The organism is Acinetobacter piscicola (genome assembly GCF_015218165.1).
GTDB lineage: Bacteria > Pseudomonadota > Gammaproteobacteria > Pseudomonadales > Moraxellaceae > Acinetobacter > Acinetobacter piscicola_A.
This window is the reverse complement of record NZ_CP048659.1, coordinates 1,016,049-1,032,345: the sequence shown is the minus strand read 5'-3', so window position 1 is coordinate 1,032,345 and position 16,297 is coordinate 1,016,049. Positions and strand designations below refer to the sequence as shown.

Genomic DNA, 16,297 nt, shown 5'->3' with positions numbered 1-16,297 from the left:
ATTTATATAGAAAAATCAAAATCAATCTAATAATCTTAATTTTTTTAGCCTCGCCCGAATTCCACCTTGTTTACGGTTGTGTCGTTGGGCAATTTCTTTAATCGACAAATTTTCATCCATAAAAGCATCAATCAATCGAACTTCTTCATCTTCGGTCCACTTCTGCCCAATCATTGAATCATCCATTTTTTCTGTTTTAGGCTCAGAATTCACTTCCTCAACTTGACCAATGCTGACTTCAATTGAGCGCTCTCGAATCTCAAGCAGACGCGTGGTTTGTTCATAAATCTCTTTTACATCAGCTAGAAAACCTTTATTTTCACAGCCAAGTAGAAACAATTTATTCTGTGCGCGTGTCATGCCCACATAAGCCAATTTGCGTTCTGAGTCCAAATCACGGTTTTCACCGATACGAGGCATATAATCTAAACCTACAAAGAATACATGGGCAAACTCCAAACCTTTTGATGATTCCACATTCATCACTTTCAGTGAGTTTTTATGTAAATCTAAAGCTTTTTTATCAGCGCTGCTAAAAATAAAATCTACCGCTACATCTGAAATATAAGCACTTAACTTTAACTTTAATTCACTCACAAACACATCATATTCAGCAGATTTCGCCTGTAATATTGCAATATCTCGTGGCTCAACTCCTGATTTCAATAACTGACGAATTTTTCGCGCAATCAAATCTACCAAATGACGTACATCATTTTCATGATAAATACTTGGATAATCCCCTGTTTTGCACTCACCTGTATCAGGGTCTAATACACGGTCATATTCATCGTTATTTTGTAAACTATCCAATGCCTTAGGATTTAAAAATGCTTTGGCTATATCTAGAATTTCTTTGGTATTGCGGTAGCATTTGTACAATTCAACTGGTTTTTTACCTTGTACCTGTAAACCGACAGAACGCCAACTCGGTTTTTTACGATTAAAAATATTTTGCGCGGGATCGTAGCAAAACAAAATATTATTGGTTTCAGTTTTAACGAGTTGAGATAAACCAATTATCCATTCCTGCGCAAAATCCTGCCCTTCATCAATTAAGATCGCATCATATAAGTCTTGTTGAGCTAATTTTTTTTGCTCCAAATAATCTAATAAAATCTGTCCAACACGACTATTATAATCCGCTTGCTTTTCATTCACTAACATTGACAAATTGGCATGGGTTATTGTCTTAACAAGGCTATGAAAATTGAATACATGAATCTTTTCATTGAATTCATCACCAAACATTTGTCTTAAATGATTGCAAAGTGAATTGTTATAACAAACCACTAAAATTTTATATTCAGGATAAATCGTTTTTAAATATTTTGCTCTACAAGCTAAAACCAGTGTTTTACCACTTCCCGCGACACCTTTTAAAATACGATGTCCATCACCGATATTTTTAGCAATGGATTCTTGTGATAAATCAAGTGCTTTTGCATCTTGCGGTTCAACTGAAAATAACTCCTCCTGGGTAAATTCATTTACACGAATTTCAGGAAAAATCATATAACGTAAAAATTTTTCTTCAGCATAACTCAATGCTTTAAATGAAAATGACACCCCTTTAAATGCATCAATTAATTTATTTTTAAAGGTTTTATTTTCAGCAACCAAACGTAAATCATCTTTAAAAATGGTTTTATGTGCTGTTGAAATCGAAGCTAAAGTCAAACCAATGGCATCTGCATCCTCTTGTTTTAACTCGGTATAAATAACACAACTGCTGATTGGAAATTTTAAATTACCTTGATAATGTCCCTCTTGTTGTAGAAAAATTGCTGCTTTCTTAAACTCATGCAAAATATTCAACATGCACTTACGTACTTGGCTTTCAGGGTTTTTCACTGCAACAATTTTTTGTTGATTATGATGATAAAAACGCCCTGTAAAAGTATCAGGATTCAAGGTTTCAAAACGCTCTTTTGACCAATCTTTGACTTCAATGACCAATAAACCATGTTCAGGTAACCAAACAATAAAATCGGTATAGCGATTTAATGCTTTAGGTTCATACCAAATGATGGCATTTTCATTCTGAAAAACATGTTCAAGCAACTGATAAACCTTGCGTTCCCCACTCGTTGCAGATTTTAATTGTTGTATACTCGGAGGAATCAGTTCAGCCACGTGGATCTTTACTCTTGGTTAAAATTTCATTTATAAATTATATTCATTTCTATCAAATATATCAAAATTTAAACAAAAAATTCAATCGCTTATATAAACCCAATCATCTATTCGGTTTCAATTCAAAAATAATAAAAAATCATCATATCGATCAATCATTCAAAAAGTGAATCAATCTCTATTTTTCTACTTTCAACATACTTTAAGATTACTCCCAAATACTTTTACAGCAAAGCATTGGGAGTCATCTATCTCAGATCACTTTCTAAAATTAGACAGCAAAGTATTGGTAATCGCTTCATTATGCTTTACCACTTTGGTTTTTTTCGCTTTTGCTGAATGATCTTCCAGACGTTCAATTTTGATTGCGCGTGGCTTACCACCATTATCCACAACAATAAACTTCACACGTTCATTACGCTTCGGTTCACCATCTGCCAATGGAAAATCGGAAATATGAAAGAAAATATCCTGACCCATTCCACCAATAAAACCAAAACCTTTATCGACATGGTATTGCTTAATTTTGCCTTGTTGAAATTCAGCTTTCATCTAGATTCTCATCATCTCTTACAATTACACCATTATACGCATCTTGAAAAATGATCAGAGAAAATAATGCAAATACTCATCCCAATCAGCCATTTTTTAGCAACAAAGCATATTTTTTAAAGTCGATCGACAAATAAAATGCCATTTAAATGGTCAATTTCATGTTGCACAATCCGTGCTGGAAAACCAGAAAATGTTGTTTCAACCACTTCGCCCTGCAAACTCATATAACGTACTCGAATATGTTCTGCACGTGCGACTTGTCCACGTTCATCGGACACACTCAAACAGCCTTCCTCCCCCAAAGTCTTTTCATCAGACATAGATAAAATCTCTGGGTTAACCATCACCACAGCAGCCATTTCAGGCGCATCGGGATAACGTGGATTTGGACGAGATGCCACAATGATGATTCTTTTGGATATATATACTTGTGGTGCTGCAATGCCCACACCATTTCTTTGTAACATCGTCATATGTAACGCCGCAGCCAACTGTTGCAACCATTCACTGCCAAATTCAGTTTGAGCCACAGGCACAGCAACAAACGTTAAAATCGCTTCTCCACGTTGTGCTACAGGTAAAATCACCGACATAAATTTTCTCTTGTTTTAAATTGCAATCTTCTTGATGGGATACTTTTTTAACATCGATTAAGTATAGCTTCAGTTAACCACGTCATACTGATTTTTTCAGCAAAGCATAGCAAGAACATGAATGTCAGCGCTTTATTATTAGGCACGCTATTTGGCTCAATAGGCTTAGGCTATTTTATTTATGGTAAAAAACAGCATCACACAATCGCCTTAATATGTGGTCTTGCATTGATGATTTATCCCTATTTTTTTGAAAATACAACGTCACTGATTGTGATTGGCATACTACTCATGGCACTGCCCAAATGGGTGAAAATCTAGCACTTAACTCAGCTTAACTATGGTTTTGCTGGATCAATACCTCGTGCTGTTCAAAGTCACTGCTGATGCTTTTCATTTTCTGCTACAACATCAAATAAGACACACTTTAAAAACCAATACAGCTCTATTTTGATTAAAAAAATAGAGTTGGCTTTTGCTTTATACTTTTAATTATTGTGGCTAAGATCATATTTACCTGTCATAGAATACAAAATATATTTCCTAAGCTCTCTCAAACTTACGAAATCCATGACCTAACCCTGTAAAACATAAATTGAGTTTTTACCTTGAGATTTTGCCTGCTGCACAGCGAAATCTAACTGCTGTAAAATATCATGCTGCTGAAAAGGTGTTGCTAAATGATAAATTCCCACTGAAGCAGTCAATAGATCCTGATCCTGAAGTATGATTTTTTCCTGAGAAATTTTCATTTTCAAACGTTCAGCCAAAGTAAATACAGCCCATTGTGTCATTTCCTTAATCACAACCACAAAACTGGCTGAATTTAACCGAAAAATACGGCTATAATCAGGATTAAGCTCATCATTCAAGATTGTGCCAATTTGCATTAAAACCTGATCACCTTGTGTATAGCTATGAATTTGATTAAATTTTTTAAATTGATCTAAATCTATTTTCAAAAATGCATATGTATATTGAACGTTATTCACAATGTTTTCTTGAATAAACTGATCCAATGCCATTTTATTGGGTAAACCCGTAATTTGATCAATAAATAGATGATCATGCAATTTTTGATTATTTAAAATCAAAACTTTCTCACGGCGTTTTAAACGAGTCACATCGGCACAAATTAAAATTACCGCCTGTACGGCATGCTCAGCGTCATAAATGGCTTTGAAATAAGACAAATAAAAACGCCCTTGTGAATAGAACTCAAAGTCTGCTTGCGTTTCTATATCTTGAATTTTTTCAATTGCCAACAAAAAATGTGCATGTACAACGGTTGAGCAAGTGCTTAAAAATTTTCCATTTAAAAATAATGCATCACTTTGAAAAATATCGGCAAAAAGTTGGTTTACTCCAATTAAACGCGAGTCAGGTTCTAAAATCGCTACAGGTAATGGAAGTTTTGAAATCAAGGAGACTAAATCTAATTTTTCAACATTTTTTAACGTCTGGATCAAGTCCTCATCTGAAAGTATTGTGCTCAAATGAGACTGTTCACTTTCCATACCGCACCCCATGATAGTCGTATATATCACTATTTATTTGTTGATTTTGCTGAAATTAATATCATCAACATTATATCTGATGTGTTGCTTTAAACATCTATATATAAAAATAAAGGTTTAAATGTTAATACAATGATGAGATTAAAATATATAAGATCTTGAATGCGGCATATTATAATTTTTTATGATTTAAAAATATATGCAATTTTTAAAAAGATTAAAAAATAATCAAAAAATTTATATAGTCATCGAAAAAATCCCCAATTACTCATTGGTAATTAGGGACAGTTCAGTGTTTAATTTACAGAAATTAGAAGCTATCTGCAGGAATACGTACCCAACCTTCCATTAATACACGTGCGCTGCGACTCATAATGGCTTTTTTTACTACCCATTGTCCATTTTCTAGCAATGCCTGTGCGCCTACACGTAAAGTCCCAGACGGATGACCAAAACGTACTGCTTCACGCTCACCACCACCTGCTGCCAAATTCACCAAAGTGTCAGGAATCGCTGCAGCCGTACCAATTGCAACAGCAGCCGTCCCCATCATGGCATGGTGAAGTTTCCCCATCGATAATGCACGAACGAGTAAATCTGTATCTGCCTCAGTTACCTGTTTACCACTTGATGCTGTATAGGCTTTCGGTTTTGAGACAAATGCAACTTTAGGTGTATGTTGACGATTGGCAGCTTCACTAACATCTTGAATGAGCCCCATTTTCAATGCCCCATAAGCACGAATTTTTTCAAAACGTGCCAATGCTGCGGCATCACCATTGATCGCTTCTTGTAGCTCTGTACCTTGATAACCAATATCTTCAGCATTTAAGAAAATCGTTGGAATCCCTGCATTGATCAATGTTGCTTGGAAAGTGCCGACTTCAGGTACATCCAATGTATCAACGACATTGCCTGTAGGGAACATTGCACCGCCATCCTCACCATCATCAGCAGGATCTAAAAATTCAATTTGCACTTCCGCTGCAGGAAAAGTCACCCCATCTAACTCAAAGTCACCAGTCTCTTGTACTTGTCCATCAGTTATTGGCACATGGGCAATAATGGTTTTTTGAATATTTACCTGCCAAATACGTACAGTACATATACCATTTTCAGGAATACGTTCCGCACTGACCAAACCATTAGAAATCGCAAATGACCCTACAGCTGCTGTTAGGTTACCGCAGTTACCGCTCCAATCTACAAAGGCTTTATCAATCGAGACTTGCCCAAATAAATAATCCACATCATGTTCAGGTTGTGTACTTTTAGACAGAATGACGGTTTTACTCGTACTTGATGTTGCACCACCCATACCATCAATTTGTTTACCATATGGGTCTGGACTACCAATAACACGAAGCAACATTTGATCACGTGCTTCGCCTGCACTTTGCGCACGTTCAGGCAAATCATCTAATTTAAAGAATACGCCTTTACTGGTACCACCACGCATATATGTTGCAGGTATTTTGATCTGGGGTGCAGAGCTCATTTATCGCTTTCCTTTTCGTTTATCTTTTATTGTCGCATAATCATGATTTCAAATAGTGAATCATAATTCAGTTTAATTTTACCCATTTTTTATAAAAATGCACAGAAGCATTGACTTAAGTCTTAAAGCCAAATGCAAATTATGCTGAAATATTAAACAAAACCAAAAGCATTCATTTGTGTTTAATATTTTTTATTTATATGAAATATAAATAAATTTATTTGCTACATTCCATTTTTAATCTTAAGCGTCAGCATATTCATTCAACACATACTAGGCTTAAAGTTACCAATCATTTACAATCAATTTAATCTATATACCGAGTTGTAAACATTGAGCAACGAGTCTACCCATTTAAAACGTGGACTTAAAAATAGACATATCCAATTGATTGCCATGGGTGGTGCAATTGGTACGGGACTATTTTTAGGTTCTGCAGATGTCATCAAGTCTGCTGGTCCATCCATTATTCTCGGTTATGCCATTGGTGGTTTAATTGCATTTCTGATTATGCGCCAACTCGGTGAAATGATCGTAGAAGAACCTGTCGCTGGCTCATTCAGTCATTTTGCTTATAAATATTGGGGCAAATTTCCAGGCTTTTTAGCAGGCTGGAACTATTGGATCTTGTATATTTTAGTTGCTATGTCTGAACTGACAGCGGCTGCAAAATATGTCAATTTTTGGTGGCCCCATATACCAGCATGGACCACGGTTTTGGTCTTTTTTGTTGCGATTACTGCGATCAATTTGGCCAACGTCAAATTTTACGGTGAATCTGAGTTTTGGTTATCCATCATTAAAGTCACCGCCATTATTGCGATGATTATCTTTGGTTTATACCTCATTTTTACCGCAGATCCGAGCGCAGGTTTTGGCTTTAGTAATCTTTGGTCACATGGCGGTTTCTTCCCACATGGCTTTGAAGGTTTATTTTTAATGCTTGCCTTCTTGATGTTTGCCTTTGGTGGTATTGAACTGATTGGCATGGCAGCTGCTGAAGCTAAAGATCCTGAAAAAACTATTCCAAAAGCAATTAATCAGATTATTCCTCGTATTTTGATTTTCTATATTGGTTCGATTGCAATTTTGCTTTCTCTCGTGCCTTGGGATCAATTCACAGGTGGTAGTTTAGACAAAAGCCCATTTGTGATGGTCTTTAGTTTAATTGGTATTGCTTGGGCTGCGAATTTGGTGAATTTTATTATTCTTACTGCTGCACTCTCTGTTTATAACAGTGGGATGTATGCCAACAGTCGTATGCTGTATGGCTTAGCGGAACAAGGCAATGCACCCAAAGTATTTAAACAAGTCAACAAACAAGGCGTGCCAATTCCTGCAGTACTCTTCTCAGCTTTACTGATTTTTGGCTGTGTCTTATTGAACTACTTCGTTCCTGAAGATGCACTAGGACATTTGATTTACATTGTGGTCGGTGCTTTGGTACTGAACTGGGCAATGATCAGCTTGACACATTTAAAATTCAAACAAGCTATGAAGAAAACAGGTCAAGTCTCTAAATTTCCTGCGTTATGGTCGCCTGTCAGCAATATTCTTGTTTTAGTTTTTATTGCTATGGTGCTTGGCATTATGTGGAAAGTTGGCTTTAAAGAGTCAGTGTTAATGATTCCAATTTGGATTGTATTGATGTTTGGTCTTTATAAAATGTTGAATAAAAACATGCCGCAATAAAGCAGTTAAAATTTTGTTTTAATGGATTTTATTTCAAATACAATTCAATTAAAACAGCGAAAATCAAGTTCCGTAAGAGATATGTGTAGCTCACACATATCTCTTTTTTATTAAATGAAAGATTAAACAGCTAACCATCGCCGCTCTTGGCGCTTAGCAAAATGTCATATTCAAACTGCACAATGATAAATCAGATCAATATCTTCACTTTCGATGATTTAAAATTCATTGCTTCAAGCTATTCATCTTAAAGCTATTTTTTATACAAATCATACTAAACTTGTCCAATTATTCATCACCCACCTACTCAGCACTTTATGTTTAAATATTTTTCTATTACATTAGTGCCCACTATGCGCCCTTAGCTTAACTGGATAGAGCAGTTGCCTCCTAAGCGACCGACGTGGGTTCGAGTCCCGCAGAGCGCACCACCAAGCAATACATATAACTTCAAATCTATTTAATTTTTCAAACTAAAGGTTTTACGGTAAGCATTTTTTATTCTTTTATTATGCTGATCTAAAAGAGAATACTCTACTTCAACATCTGCTACTGTCTCATACAAGGTTACCGTTGAATTCAGTGGAATAAATGCATCAGGCACAATCAATAATGGAGCAAATTGTTCCGATGTTTTATTCACCATATTTATAACTTCTGCTTCTGTTAAAATATGCTTGACTGTGTCAGAGGGACGAATAAACACCTGAATATTTCGATCTAACTTTTGACCATCTTTTACCGTCACCATAATATGTTCAGGCTTCAAATTTTCCGCACTTTGTCGTAACTTTCTTTCGTTCATTTGGCTTTAGTCTTGAGTATTATTATGACATGCTGTAATCAAAAGCATGCAAATCCTCATTCCAACTTTATGCATTGTTATATCCTAAAAATTTTTCTGCTATTTTTATAGCAAGTTTATATGCACATCCTGATCAAAATCAGTCAGTACAACATCATGAAATTGTTAACAGGATCAACAATCTATCATTTTGGTCAATTATAGCTTTTATTAATATCAGTATAAAATCCAAAAATAGACTTGATTTTTATTCCAATAATTTTACAGTTCACCGATATTCAAAATTGAGTTGATTTTTTAAAAGTCCGATTTTTCATCATTAAAACATTCAACTTTACATTCATCGCAAAGCCAAATAACAAGTATAAGAAATTGATATATATTAAATTATTTTTTTAAAGCACAAATAATAAACTATACCGTTTACACTTTTTTCACTTTTTCAATTCCTAGAGTATTTACTCTTATTTTTTATATGTTATTTTGTAAAAAGAAGTAAATTTCAAACACTATTTGTAAATTACAAATATTCTAAGTTTTGTTTACAAATGCTTCAAACCATTCATTTTATGGCTAGGGAAAAACTAAAATGAAATTAAAAACGTTAACAACTGCAATTTTATTTGCAACAGTACCTGCAACAAGTGTTTTTGCTGCAGCATTAGATCGATCTGGTCAATCGATGTCTGCTTTTTTACAGCCTAATAACTATTTTGAAGCTGGTATTTCTGTTTTAGACCCAACGGTTGAGGGACGTGAGGCTGGAACAAGTGAAACACGCCGTGATATTGAAGATATGGGTGAGGATTATTATTTTCCATCTGCAGCGTTGAAACTTCAACTTACAGACAATATTTCTTTTGGTCTTTTATATGATCAACCTTTTGGTGCAGATGCGAAATATCATGGAAGTAATATTTTCGTTTCAAATCCAGGAGTAGATACTGTACTACCTCAAAATAAATTAGATGCTTTGGCTGCTGCAGGAAAAGCAAAAGTACAAGCCTATATGCAATCTGATGCAGCGAAACAAGCAATTGGTGGTTTAATGCAACAAGGCTTAAGCCAAGCTGATGCAACACAAGCTGTATTAGCAGAAGCAAGTAAACCTCTTGTTGCTTTGGCAAAAGGTTTAGCTGATGCAAATGCAAATCTAGGTACAGGTAGTACTCAAGTTGAAGTTGATACTCAAAACTTATCCTTAGTTTTTGGTTTCCAACCTACTAAAAATATCAACCTTTATGGTGGTGCTGCTTACCAAACCATTAAAGGTAATGTAAGCCTACGTGGTACAGCATATAGTCTTTATAATGGTTATGATGCATCTATCAAGCAAACAGGTGGTGTAGGTTGGTTAGCGGGTGCTGCATATCAAATTCCTGAAATTGCCTTAAAAGCTTCGGTTACCTATCGTTCAGAAATCGACCATGATGTAAATGCTGTTGAAACACTTTCAGTGGAAAGTGCTTTTGATCGTAATCCTGCAGTTTTAGCAGGTTTAGGAGTAACAAAAGAACAAATCGCTGCCATGAAATCTGATGGTAAGACTAAAATTACCACACCACAATCAGTCAATTTAGATTTACAAACAGGCATCATGACAGATACCGTTGCTTTTGCTAATATTCGTTGGGTGAATTGGAAAGATTTCTCTATTCAACCTTATAAGTTTGGTAAAGTTTCTGAAGCAATTGGTAGTTTAGTCAATCGTCCAAATGGCTTTAACCTTGTTGAATATTCTGATGATCAATGGTCTGTTAACGCAGGTGTAGGTCGTAAACTCAATGACAAATGGGCAGGTAATGTCTCTGTAGGTTGGGACTCAGGTGCAGGAGACCCTGTCTCTACACTTGGTCCAACAGAAGGCTATTGGAATGTGGGTCTAGGTGTTCAATATAGTCCTACACCTGCAACCTTTATCGCTGGTGGTGTAAAATATTTCTGGTTAGGCGATGCTAAAGCGCAAACAGGTGCTCAAGCAGGCGGTAGCGATTATGTTGCTGAATTCTCAGATAACAATGCCATCGCTTATGGTTTAAAATTAGGTTATAAATTCTAAGAACTTAACTCTATAGAAAATCCCACATCATTGTGGGATTTTTTATTTCGACGCTCAGAATAGACTTAAAGAATTTCTAAACTCAAAAGTCATAAAATAAAACTTCACCTGTTTCAAGTGAATATTCTGCGCCAACAACTTTTAACTTCCCTTTTGCGATCAGACTTTCAAGCACTGCTGAACCATGTCTTAACTGATTTACAGAAGCAAATACATTTGATTTCACGGCATGCATAGATAACTTTTCAAGGTCATCTTTTAATTCAGTTTGCATCAAAATTTCAACAGAAGGACGTACACGATTCACAATCGACATGAGGTTTGCAGAAGGTGGTGTATTCGGATTTTTAAGTGCTTCTATCGTTGAATGAATTGCACCACAATGGCTATGTCCAAGCACAATGACCAAAGGACAACCAAAACTTTCTGCAGCAAACTCCACACTACCTACTTGTGATGGTGCAACAATATTTCCTGCAACACGAATTACAAATAAATCACCAAAACCTTGGTCAAAAACCATCTCCGCAGGAACACGTGAATCTGAACATCCTAAAATAATGGCAAAAGGTTCCTGACTACCTACCATCTCTGTGCGCTGTTGATGTGTTAAAAACTTATTATGGTTTGTTTCACCGTGTGCAAAGCGTTCATTACCCTGTTTCAATCTTTCTAAAGCTTCTTGAGCAGTTAGCATGTGTCATCAGTTCCATTGGGTGAAGATAAAGTTAATTTTAATACTGTCAATTTTGATTGTCACTGACTAAAAATAAACTCTGTTACAATTTAAGTTAAATGTTATTTTTTCATTCAAATTTCTCCTTATTGTTTAATTAATCTACACAATGTAGAGATAATATCAATAAGTAGACATTTTCAAACTCAAAAAAGTTTATTTAATAAACAAAAACCAATAATAACCAACGTTTTATGCAAAATATACCTACATTTTAAGAAAACTAGGTCATCAAAAAATTGCATTTGCTTTATATAATGGTGAATTGTTTAGAAGGAATCCTATACATGCCACAAACGCCCTCAAAAAAAGTTTTCAAATTTTTTAGTGTAGCACTCATTGCAAGTAGTATGAATTTTGCTTTATCTAGTGTAGGACTCAGTACAAGTTATGCAGCAGCGCATGAAGCAATAGATTACCAAAAAGTATTACAAGAAGAGCGAGCTTGGGCAGGGGTATCGAGTAAAACTTTACGTGTAGGTGATGTGGTTTGGTCATATAGTGAGGGCGGTGACCGTAGCAAACCGACAATTTTACTGATTCATGGTTTGGGTAATAGTCGCGATACTTGGAATGATGTCGCACACGAGTTAACTCGTCATTATCATGTGATAATGCCGGACTTACCTTTTGCAGGCAGCACTCAAGTTCCAACAAATTTTGATATTTCTGTTCCAAATGTTACAGAACAACTGCGCCGTTTTATTGAAGCAGCTCGTATTCAAAATAATTTAAATGTCGTTGGACACTCTCTAGGTGGCTCAATTGCAATGTTCTATGCATCACAATACTCTTTTGATACTCAAAGTTTGTTTTTACTCAGCTCGGGTGGTGTATTTAAAAGCAACAATACCAATTATTTAAAAAATCCGATTTATCTAAAACAATTATTAGTCACACAAGCAGGTGATCTAAATTTTGTCATGAAAAAAGTGATGTATAACCCACCTTTTACGCCAAGCATGATCAATAATGAACGTGAAAAAATGCTGATTTCAAAAGCACAAGATACCAAAAAGGTGATCGATCAAATTGATGCTTTAAACAAGCTCTATACGACAAGTTCATTTGCCACGATGGTGAGAAATATTGAAGCACCTACCTTAATCATGTGGGGCAAACAAGACCAAATTGTCAATGTTGAAGTTGCTCAAGAACTCAAATCTATGATTAAACATAGCCAAACGCCGATCATTTTAGATCGCGTGGGTCATATGCCCTTATTAGAAGCACCTGATAAAGTAGTTGATGCTTATCTGTCTTTTTTAGATAAAGTTCAAGCACAAAAGAGTGCTTTGAATGATCCGAAAATTTTATAAATAAGGCAGTGCTATGAGTCACCCTATGATTGAACAATTGATCGATGCTCAATTGGCATTTTTAGATCAAGAATTTACACAAGTAGATCGTATTCAAATTGAATTTAAAGAATTTTATCTTTGGTTTCGCAAGCAACCATTACAAAACATTTGGCGTTTTGAACAAATTAATCAATTGTTGCAAAAGCAAATTTTAGCAACTCCAGCCAGTGATTTTTTGATTGAGCAAATTGCTGAACATATTCGTTTTGCACTGATCCATCCAAGCAATGATCAAACCTGTATCGAAGATATTATTCCTGTCACAACGATTGATAAAATCGCCCAGTATGTGGCAAGTAAGTCCTCTCATCGTAAAGCATTGATTCATAAAGTTGTCAATAATCCTGCATTTTCAATGATGCTCACCCAACTGATTCATCATTCAATCCAAGACTATATGGATAATTCTGTGATGACTAAAAAAGTCCCTGGGGTTGGGCGCTTTATGAAAATGGGCAAATCTGTTTTGGAATCTGTGACTGATACCAATTTAGATGATACCGTAAAGCATTATTTACAAAAAAATATTATTAAGATTAGTCAGTTAAGCGAACAAGTGATTAATCAGCATTTTGATGATGATACGCTCTATCATTTCCAAGCAAATTTATGGCATAAGATCAAGAAGCAGCCTTTAAATGTCATGCGTCATTATGTAGAAGTGAATGATTTACCCAATACAGTCGGTATGGGACATGAAATTTGGGAGCATCTGCGCCAGACTGAATATTTACAGCAACAAGTTCATGATGGTGTTTTTGCTTGGTATGTGCGTAATGCAGAGCGCCCTGTTGATTTATTGCTACGTGATTTAAATATTGATGAAGCCTTGATTGAGAATCAACTTCAAGCATTACTCGAACCTGTCATTCAAAAAATGATTTCTTCTGAGCATTTAAAAACTCGTGCGCGTCTTTATTTAGAAAAGTTTTATTATGCAGATGAAACTTTAGCGATTTTAAATATTGAAAAAGGCGCTTAAGCGCCTTTCTCTTTTTATCATGTTGTTAGAATTTTGCTAAAAAGCTAATTCCATAACGACGACCATCCAGAACTTGATCACCATCAGCATCTTCAGCTTTTTCATCTAAAATATTATAAATACCAAATTTACCTTTTAAGTTTGCTGTAAATTGATAATTAAAACCAACATCTAAAAATTGATATGCAGGTGTCGGTGCTGACATAGAAGCTCGACCTAAATATGACGACGTTTCGCTACGATGATGTAAACGTGTCCAAATGTCTAAAGCATCATTAATAGTATAATCAACTGTCGCATTAAACATATGCTTAGGCACTTGATTTAAAGGCTGCCCTTTTAAATCGCCAGACTTTTGCTCTGTTTCAGTATAAGTATAGTTTGTACTTAAATTCACACCATCGGCAAGTTCAGTGTCAAATGTCGCTTCCACACCTTGCATGGTTGCTTCATCAACATTGATACGTGAACTAATGAAGTTCCATAAACGAACATCACCCGTTGCAGCATCTAAACGACCAAATGGGTCTTTACATGCCCAAGTCGCTGCATTTGTATTACTGCCATTTGGCGAAGAACAGTCTCGAATTTCGGTAATTTTATCTTTAAATTCAGTATAAAATGCCGTCACAGAAGCTTTTGACTGATCGCCTTGCCATGCTGTACCAAACTCATAACTGACAGATTTTTCTGGTTTTAAATCATCATTTCCCATAATAAAGGCACTGCCTTTACCTGTGACAGAATGCACATCACTCGAAGACTGTTTTAGGTCAGGTTGTTTATACCCTGTTGACACTCCACCTTTAAATGTCCAAGCCTCTGTAGGGGTGTAAACACCATATAAGCGTGGCGAAAAATTACCATCATAATTTTCATCATGATCATAACGCAAACCTGTGGTCAAATTAAATGTGTCAGTCAACGCCCAAGTATCTTCAGCAAATACGGCGAATGCCCAACGCTCTAACTCTGTTACAGGCATATTTGCATTTTGATTGGTCGCTTTATCGACTAAAGATTCATTTTTAAAATATAAGCCACCAATGAGGTTATGGTCGTTTAATTTCCAATGCCACTGACTATTTGCCAACCAAGTTTCCAGTTCAATCCCACTTAAACCAGTTGAACTGTTACTACGATCTGGATTTTTTGAATTTTCATATTGAATATAAGAATGACTACTTAAATTATCGCCATAATGACCATTATGAGTTAAGCCATAGACTTGGCGATAATTACGTCCATAAGAATCTGCACCTGTACTTACAATGGTTTTACCCGCAGTTGACTCAGACTCTTGTTTCATGAAATTTGCTTCAAATTCAAGATCATGAATGTCATTGAGTAAATATGTAAATCTTGAATTTAAGCTTTCAACGTCAGTACTTCTAAAGCCGCCAACATAACGATCTTCATCACGTTTCGACTTACTTAAGCCTAATTGCATGCCTAATTTATTGGCAATAAGCGGACCTGATAAATATGCAGAACCATTTTTAATGTCGCCCGATTGGTGATGATCTTGTAGCACAGCACCTAATTCTGCTGTTCCTGACCAATCTGTACTGACCTTTTTGGTAATGATATTTACCACACCACCCATAGCGTCTGTACCATATAAAGTAGATGCAGGACCACGAATGACTTCAATACGTTCAATTTCAGCAATTGGCGGTAAAATGTTTTTTTCAAAACCATAATCATCGCCATTTGGGTTCACATCTTTAGAAAATTGGCGCTTTCCGTTGACCAAAAATAAAGTATAACTTGAGCCCATACCACGAATACTGACCGTTTGTGCTGAACCTGCACCTGAAATTACAACCCCTGGGGTATTTCTGAGTACATCTGTAATATCACTATATTGTCGATTTTCTAATTCTTTACGTGTAATGACCGTCATAGAGGCTGGTGCTTTTGTTTTATCTTGTTTATAGCCAGAAGCCGTTAAAACCACCGTTTCTAATTGCACAGGTTCTGAATTTTTAGCCTGAACTTCACTGGAATTTTCTTGTGAACTATTTGCATAGACTTGCCCTGTCATCAGCGAGAGTACCGATATAGAGAGCGCAGATTGGATAATACGGTTTGACATAAAAGGTATTCCAGAATGGTTCAAATACAAAAAGAGAATAAAAAGTGCAGTTTTCGTGAAGAAGTGTAACAATAATAACTTAAATTACAATAATAATGATAACAATTCCTATTAACTTTATTAAAATCTTGTTTATCTGCTTTAAATTTAAACAATATCTTCTATTTTTTAATATTCATTTAAGTTTTTTAATGTCCAAAATAAAAAACTCATCCATATAAAAATAATCACGTATAAAAAAAGCTTCTCGATTTGAGAAGCTTTT

At 35.5% G+C, this 16,297-nt stretch carries 13 protein-coding genes and 1 tRNA gene; 6 read left to right on the top strand and 8 right to left on the bottom strand.

Annotation, left to right across the window (positions count from 1 at the left end; translation table 11 throughout):
- Window positions 1–21: 21 nt before the first annotated feature.
- The 3 genes from G0028_RS04985 to def form a co-directional block, all read right to left on the bottom strand.
- Entirely contained in the window at window positions 22–2,136 is a 2,115-nt protein-coding gene (locus tag G0028_RS04985; protein WP_180046009.1) for a 3'-5' exonuclease, read from the bottom strand.
- Window positions 2,137–2,394: 258 nt separating this feature from the next.
- Window positions 2,395–2,688 (bottom strand): cold shock domain-containing protein, encoded by a 294-nt coding sequence (locus G0028_RS04980; protein WP_180046011.1) that lies wholly within the window; start codon window positions 2,686–2,688, stop codon window positions 2,395–2,397.
- Window positions 2,689–2,804: 116 nt separating this feature from the next.
- A complete protein-coding gene (def, locus tag G0028_RS04975) occupies window positions 2,805–3,284 on the bottom strand; it encodes a peptide deformylase (RefSeq protein ID WP_180046013.1) in 480 nt (159 codons plus the stop codon).
- Between the two features lie 117 nt (window positions 3,285–3,401).
- On the opposite strand from def, the gene G0028_RS04970 reads away from it, so the two are divergent.
- Window positions 3,402–3,605, top strand: coding sequence for a hypothetical protein (locus G0028_RS04970; RefSeq protein ID WP_130073012.1), 204 nt, complete (start codon window positions 3,402–3,404; stop codon window positions 3,603–3,605).
- A 254-nt stretch (window positions 3,606–3,859) separates the two neighbouring features.
- On the opposite strand, the gene G0028_RS04965 is transcribed toward G0028_RS04970, so the two are convergent.
- Both G0028_RS04965 and prpF read right to left on the bottom strand, forming a co-directional pair.
- Window positions 3,860–4,801 (bottom strand): GGDEF domain-containing protein, encoded by a 942-nt coding sequence (locus G0028_RS04965; RefSeq protein ID WP_180046015.1) that lies wholly within the window; start codon window positions 4,799–4,801, stop codon window positions 3,860–3,862.
- Between the two features lie 310 nt (window positions 4,802–5,111).
- Window positions 5,112–6,299, bottom strand: a complete 1,188-nt coding sequence (prpF, locus tag G0028_RS04960) for a 2-methylaconitate cis-trans isomerase PrpF (protein WP_174493113.1) — start codon at window positions 6,297–6,299, stop codon at window positions 5,112–5,114.
- A gap of 333 nt (window positions 6,300–6,632) precedes the next feature.
- Between prpF and G0028_RS04955 the strand changes: the two genes are divergently transcribed.
- Together G0028_RS04955 and G0028_RS04950 are read left to right on the top strand one after the other, a co-directional pair.
- Complete coding sequence (locus tag G0028_RS04955; protein WP_130073015.1) at window positions 6,633–7,991, top strand: amino acid permease; 1,359 nt, start codon at window positions 6,633–6,635, stop codon at window positions 7,989–7,991.
- 355 nt (window positions 7,992–8,346) lie between these two features.
- Window positions 8,347–8,422: transfer RNA gene (locus G0028_RS04950), tRNA-Arg, on the top strand.
- Window positions 8,423–8,451: 29 nt separating this feature from the next.
- Here the strand turns inward: G0028_RS04950 and G0028_RS04945 are convergent.
- A complete protein-coding gene (locus tag G0028_RS04945; protein ID WP_130073016.1) occupies window positions 8,452–8,796 on the bottom strand; it encodes a hypothetical protein in 345 nt (114 codons plus the stop codon).
- A gap of 589 nt (window positions 8,797–9,385) precedes the next feature.
- Between G0028_RS04945 and G0028_RS04940 the strand changes: the two genes are divergently transcribed.
- Window positions 9,386–10,855, top strand: coding sequence for a long-chain fatty acid transporter (locus G0028_RS04940; RefSeq protein ID WP_180046017.1), 1,470 nt, complete (start codon window positions 9,386–9,388; stop codon window positions 10,853–10,855).
- A gap of 82 nt (window positions 10,856–10,937) precedes the next feature.
- On the opposite strand, the gene G0028_RS04935 is transcribed toward G0028_RS04940, so the two are convergent.
- Window positions 10,938–11,552, bottom strand: coding sequence for a carbonic anhydrase (locus G0028_RS04935; protein ID WP_130073018.1), 615 nt, complete (start codon window positions 11,550–11,552; stop codon window positions 10,938–10,940).
- Between the two features lie 326 nt (window positions 11,553–11,878).
- Between G0028_RS04935 and G0028_RS04930 the strand changes: the two genes are divergently transcribed.
- Together G0028_RS04930 and G0028_RS04925 are read left to right on the top strand one after the other, a co-directional pair.
- A complete protein-coding gene (locus G0028_RS04930; RefSeq protein WP_180046019.1) occupies window positions 11,879–12,910 on the top strand; it encodes an alpha/beta fold hydrolase in 1,032 nt (343 codons plus the stop codon).
- A 13-nt stretch (window positions 12,911–12,923) separates the two neighbouring features.
- Window positions 12,924–13,934 carry a hypothetical protein gene (locus G0028_RS04925; protein WP_174493117.1) on the top strand — a complete coding sequence of 337 codons (1,011 nt, stop codon included), beginning with the start codon at window positions 12,924–12,926 and terminating at the stop codon, window positions 13,932–13,934.
- A 25-nt stretch (window positions 13,935–13,959) separates the two neighbouring features.
- Here the strand turns inward: G0028_RS04925 and G0028_RS04920 are convergent, their stop codons facing one another.
- Window positions 13,960–16,032 (bottom strand): TonB-dependent receptor domain-containing protein, encoded by a 2,073-nt coding sequence (locus G0028_RS04920; protein WP_180046021.1) that lies wholly within the window; start codon window positions 16,030–16,032, stop codon window positions 13,960–13,962.
- Window positions 16,033–16,297: the final 265 nt, after the last annotated feature.

Coding starts and splice junctions, on each gene's coding strand:
- G0028_RS04980 (WP_180046011.1), bottom strand. CDS start 2,688: ATGAAAGCTGAATTTCAACAAGGCAAAATTAAGCAATACCATGTCGAT.
- def (WP_180046013.1), bottom strand. CDS start 3,284: ATGTCGGTGATTTTACCTGTAGCACAACGTGGAGAAGCGATTTTAACG.
- G0028_RS04970 (WP_130073012.1), top strand. CDS start 3,402: ATGAATGTCAGCGCTTTATTATTAGGCACGCTATTTGGCTCAATAGGC.
- G0028_RS04965 (WP_180046015.1), bottom strand. CDS start 4,801: ATGGAAAGTGAACAGTCTCATTTGAGCACAATACTTTCAGATGAGGAC.
- prpF (WP_174493113.1), bottom strand. CDS start 6,299: ATGAGCTCTGCACCCCAGATCAAAATACCTGCAACATATATGCGTGGT.
- G0028_RS04945 (WP_130073016.1), bottom strand. CDS start 8,796: ATGAACGAAAGAAAGTTACGACAAAGTGCGGAAAATTTGAAGCCTGAA.
- G0028_RS04940 (WP_180046017.1), top strand. CDS start 9,386: ATGAAATTAAAAACGTTAACAACTGCAATTTTATTTGCAACAGTACCT.
- G0028_RS04935 (WP_130073018.1), bottom strand. CDS start 11,552: ATGCTAACTGCTCAAGAAGCTTTAGAAAGATTGAAACAGGGTAATGAA.
- G0028_RS04930 (WP_180046019.1), top strand. CDS start 11,879: ATGCCACAAACGCCCTCAAAAAAAGTTTTCAAATTTTTTAGTGTAGCA.
- G0028_RS04925 (WP_174493117.1), top strand. CDS start 12,924: ATGAGTCACCCTATGATTGAACAATTGATCGATGCTCAATTGGCATTT.
- G0028_RS04920 (WP_180046021.1), bottom strand. CDS start 16,032: ATGTCAAACCGTATTATCCAATCTGCGCTCTCTATATCGGTACTCTCG.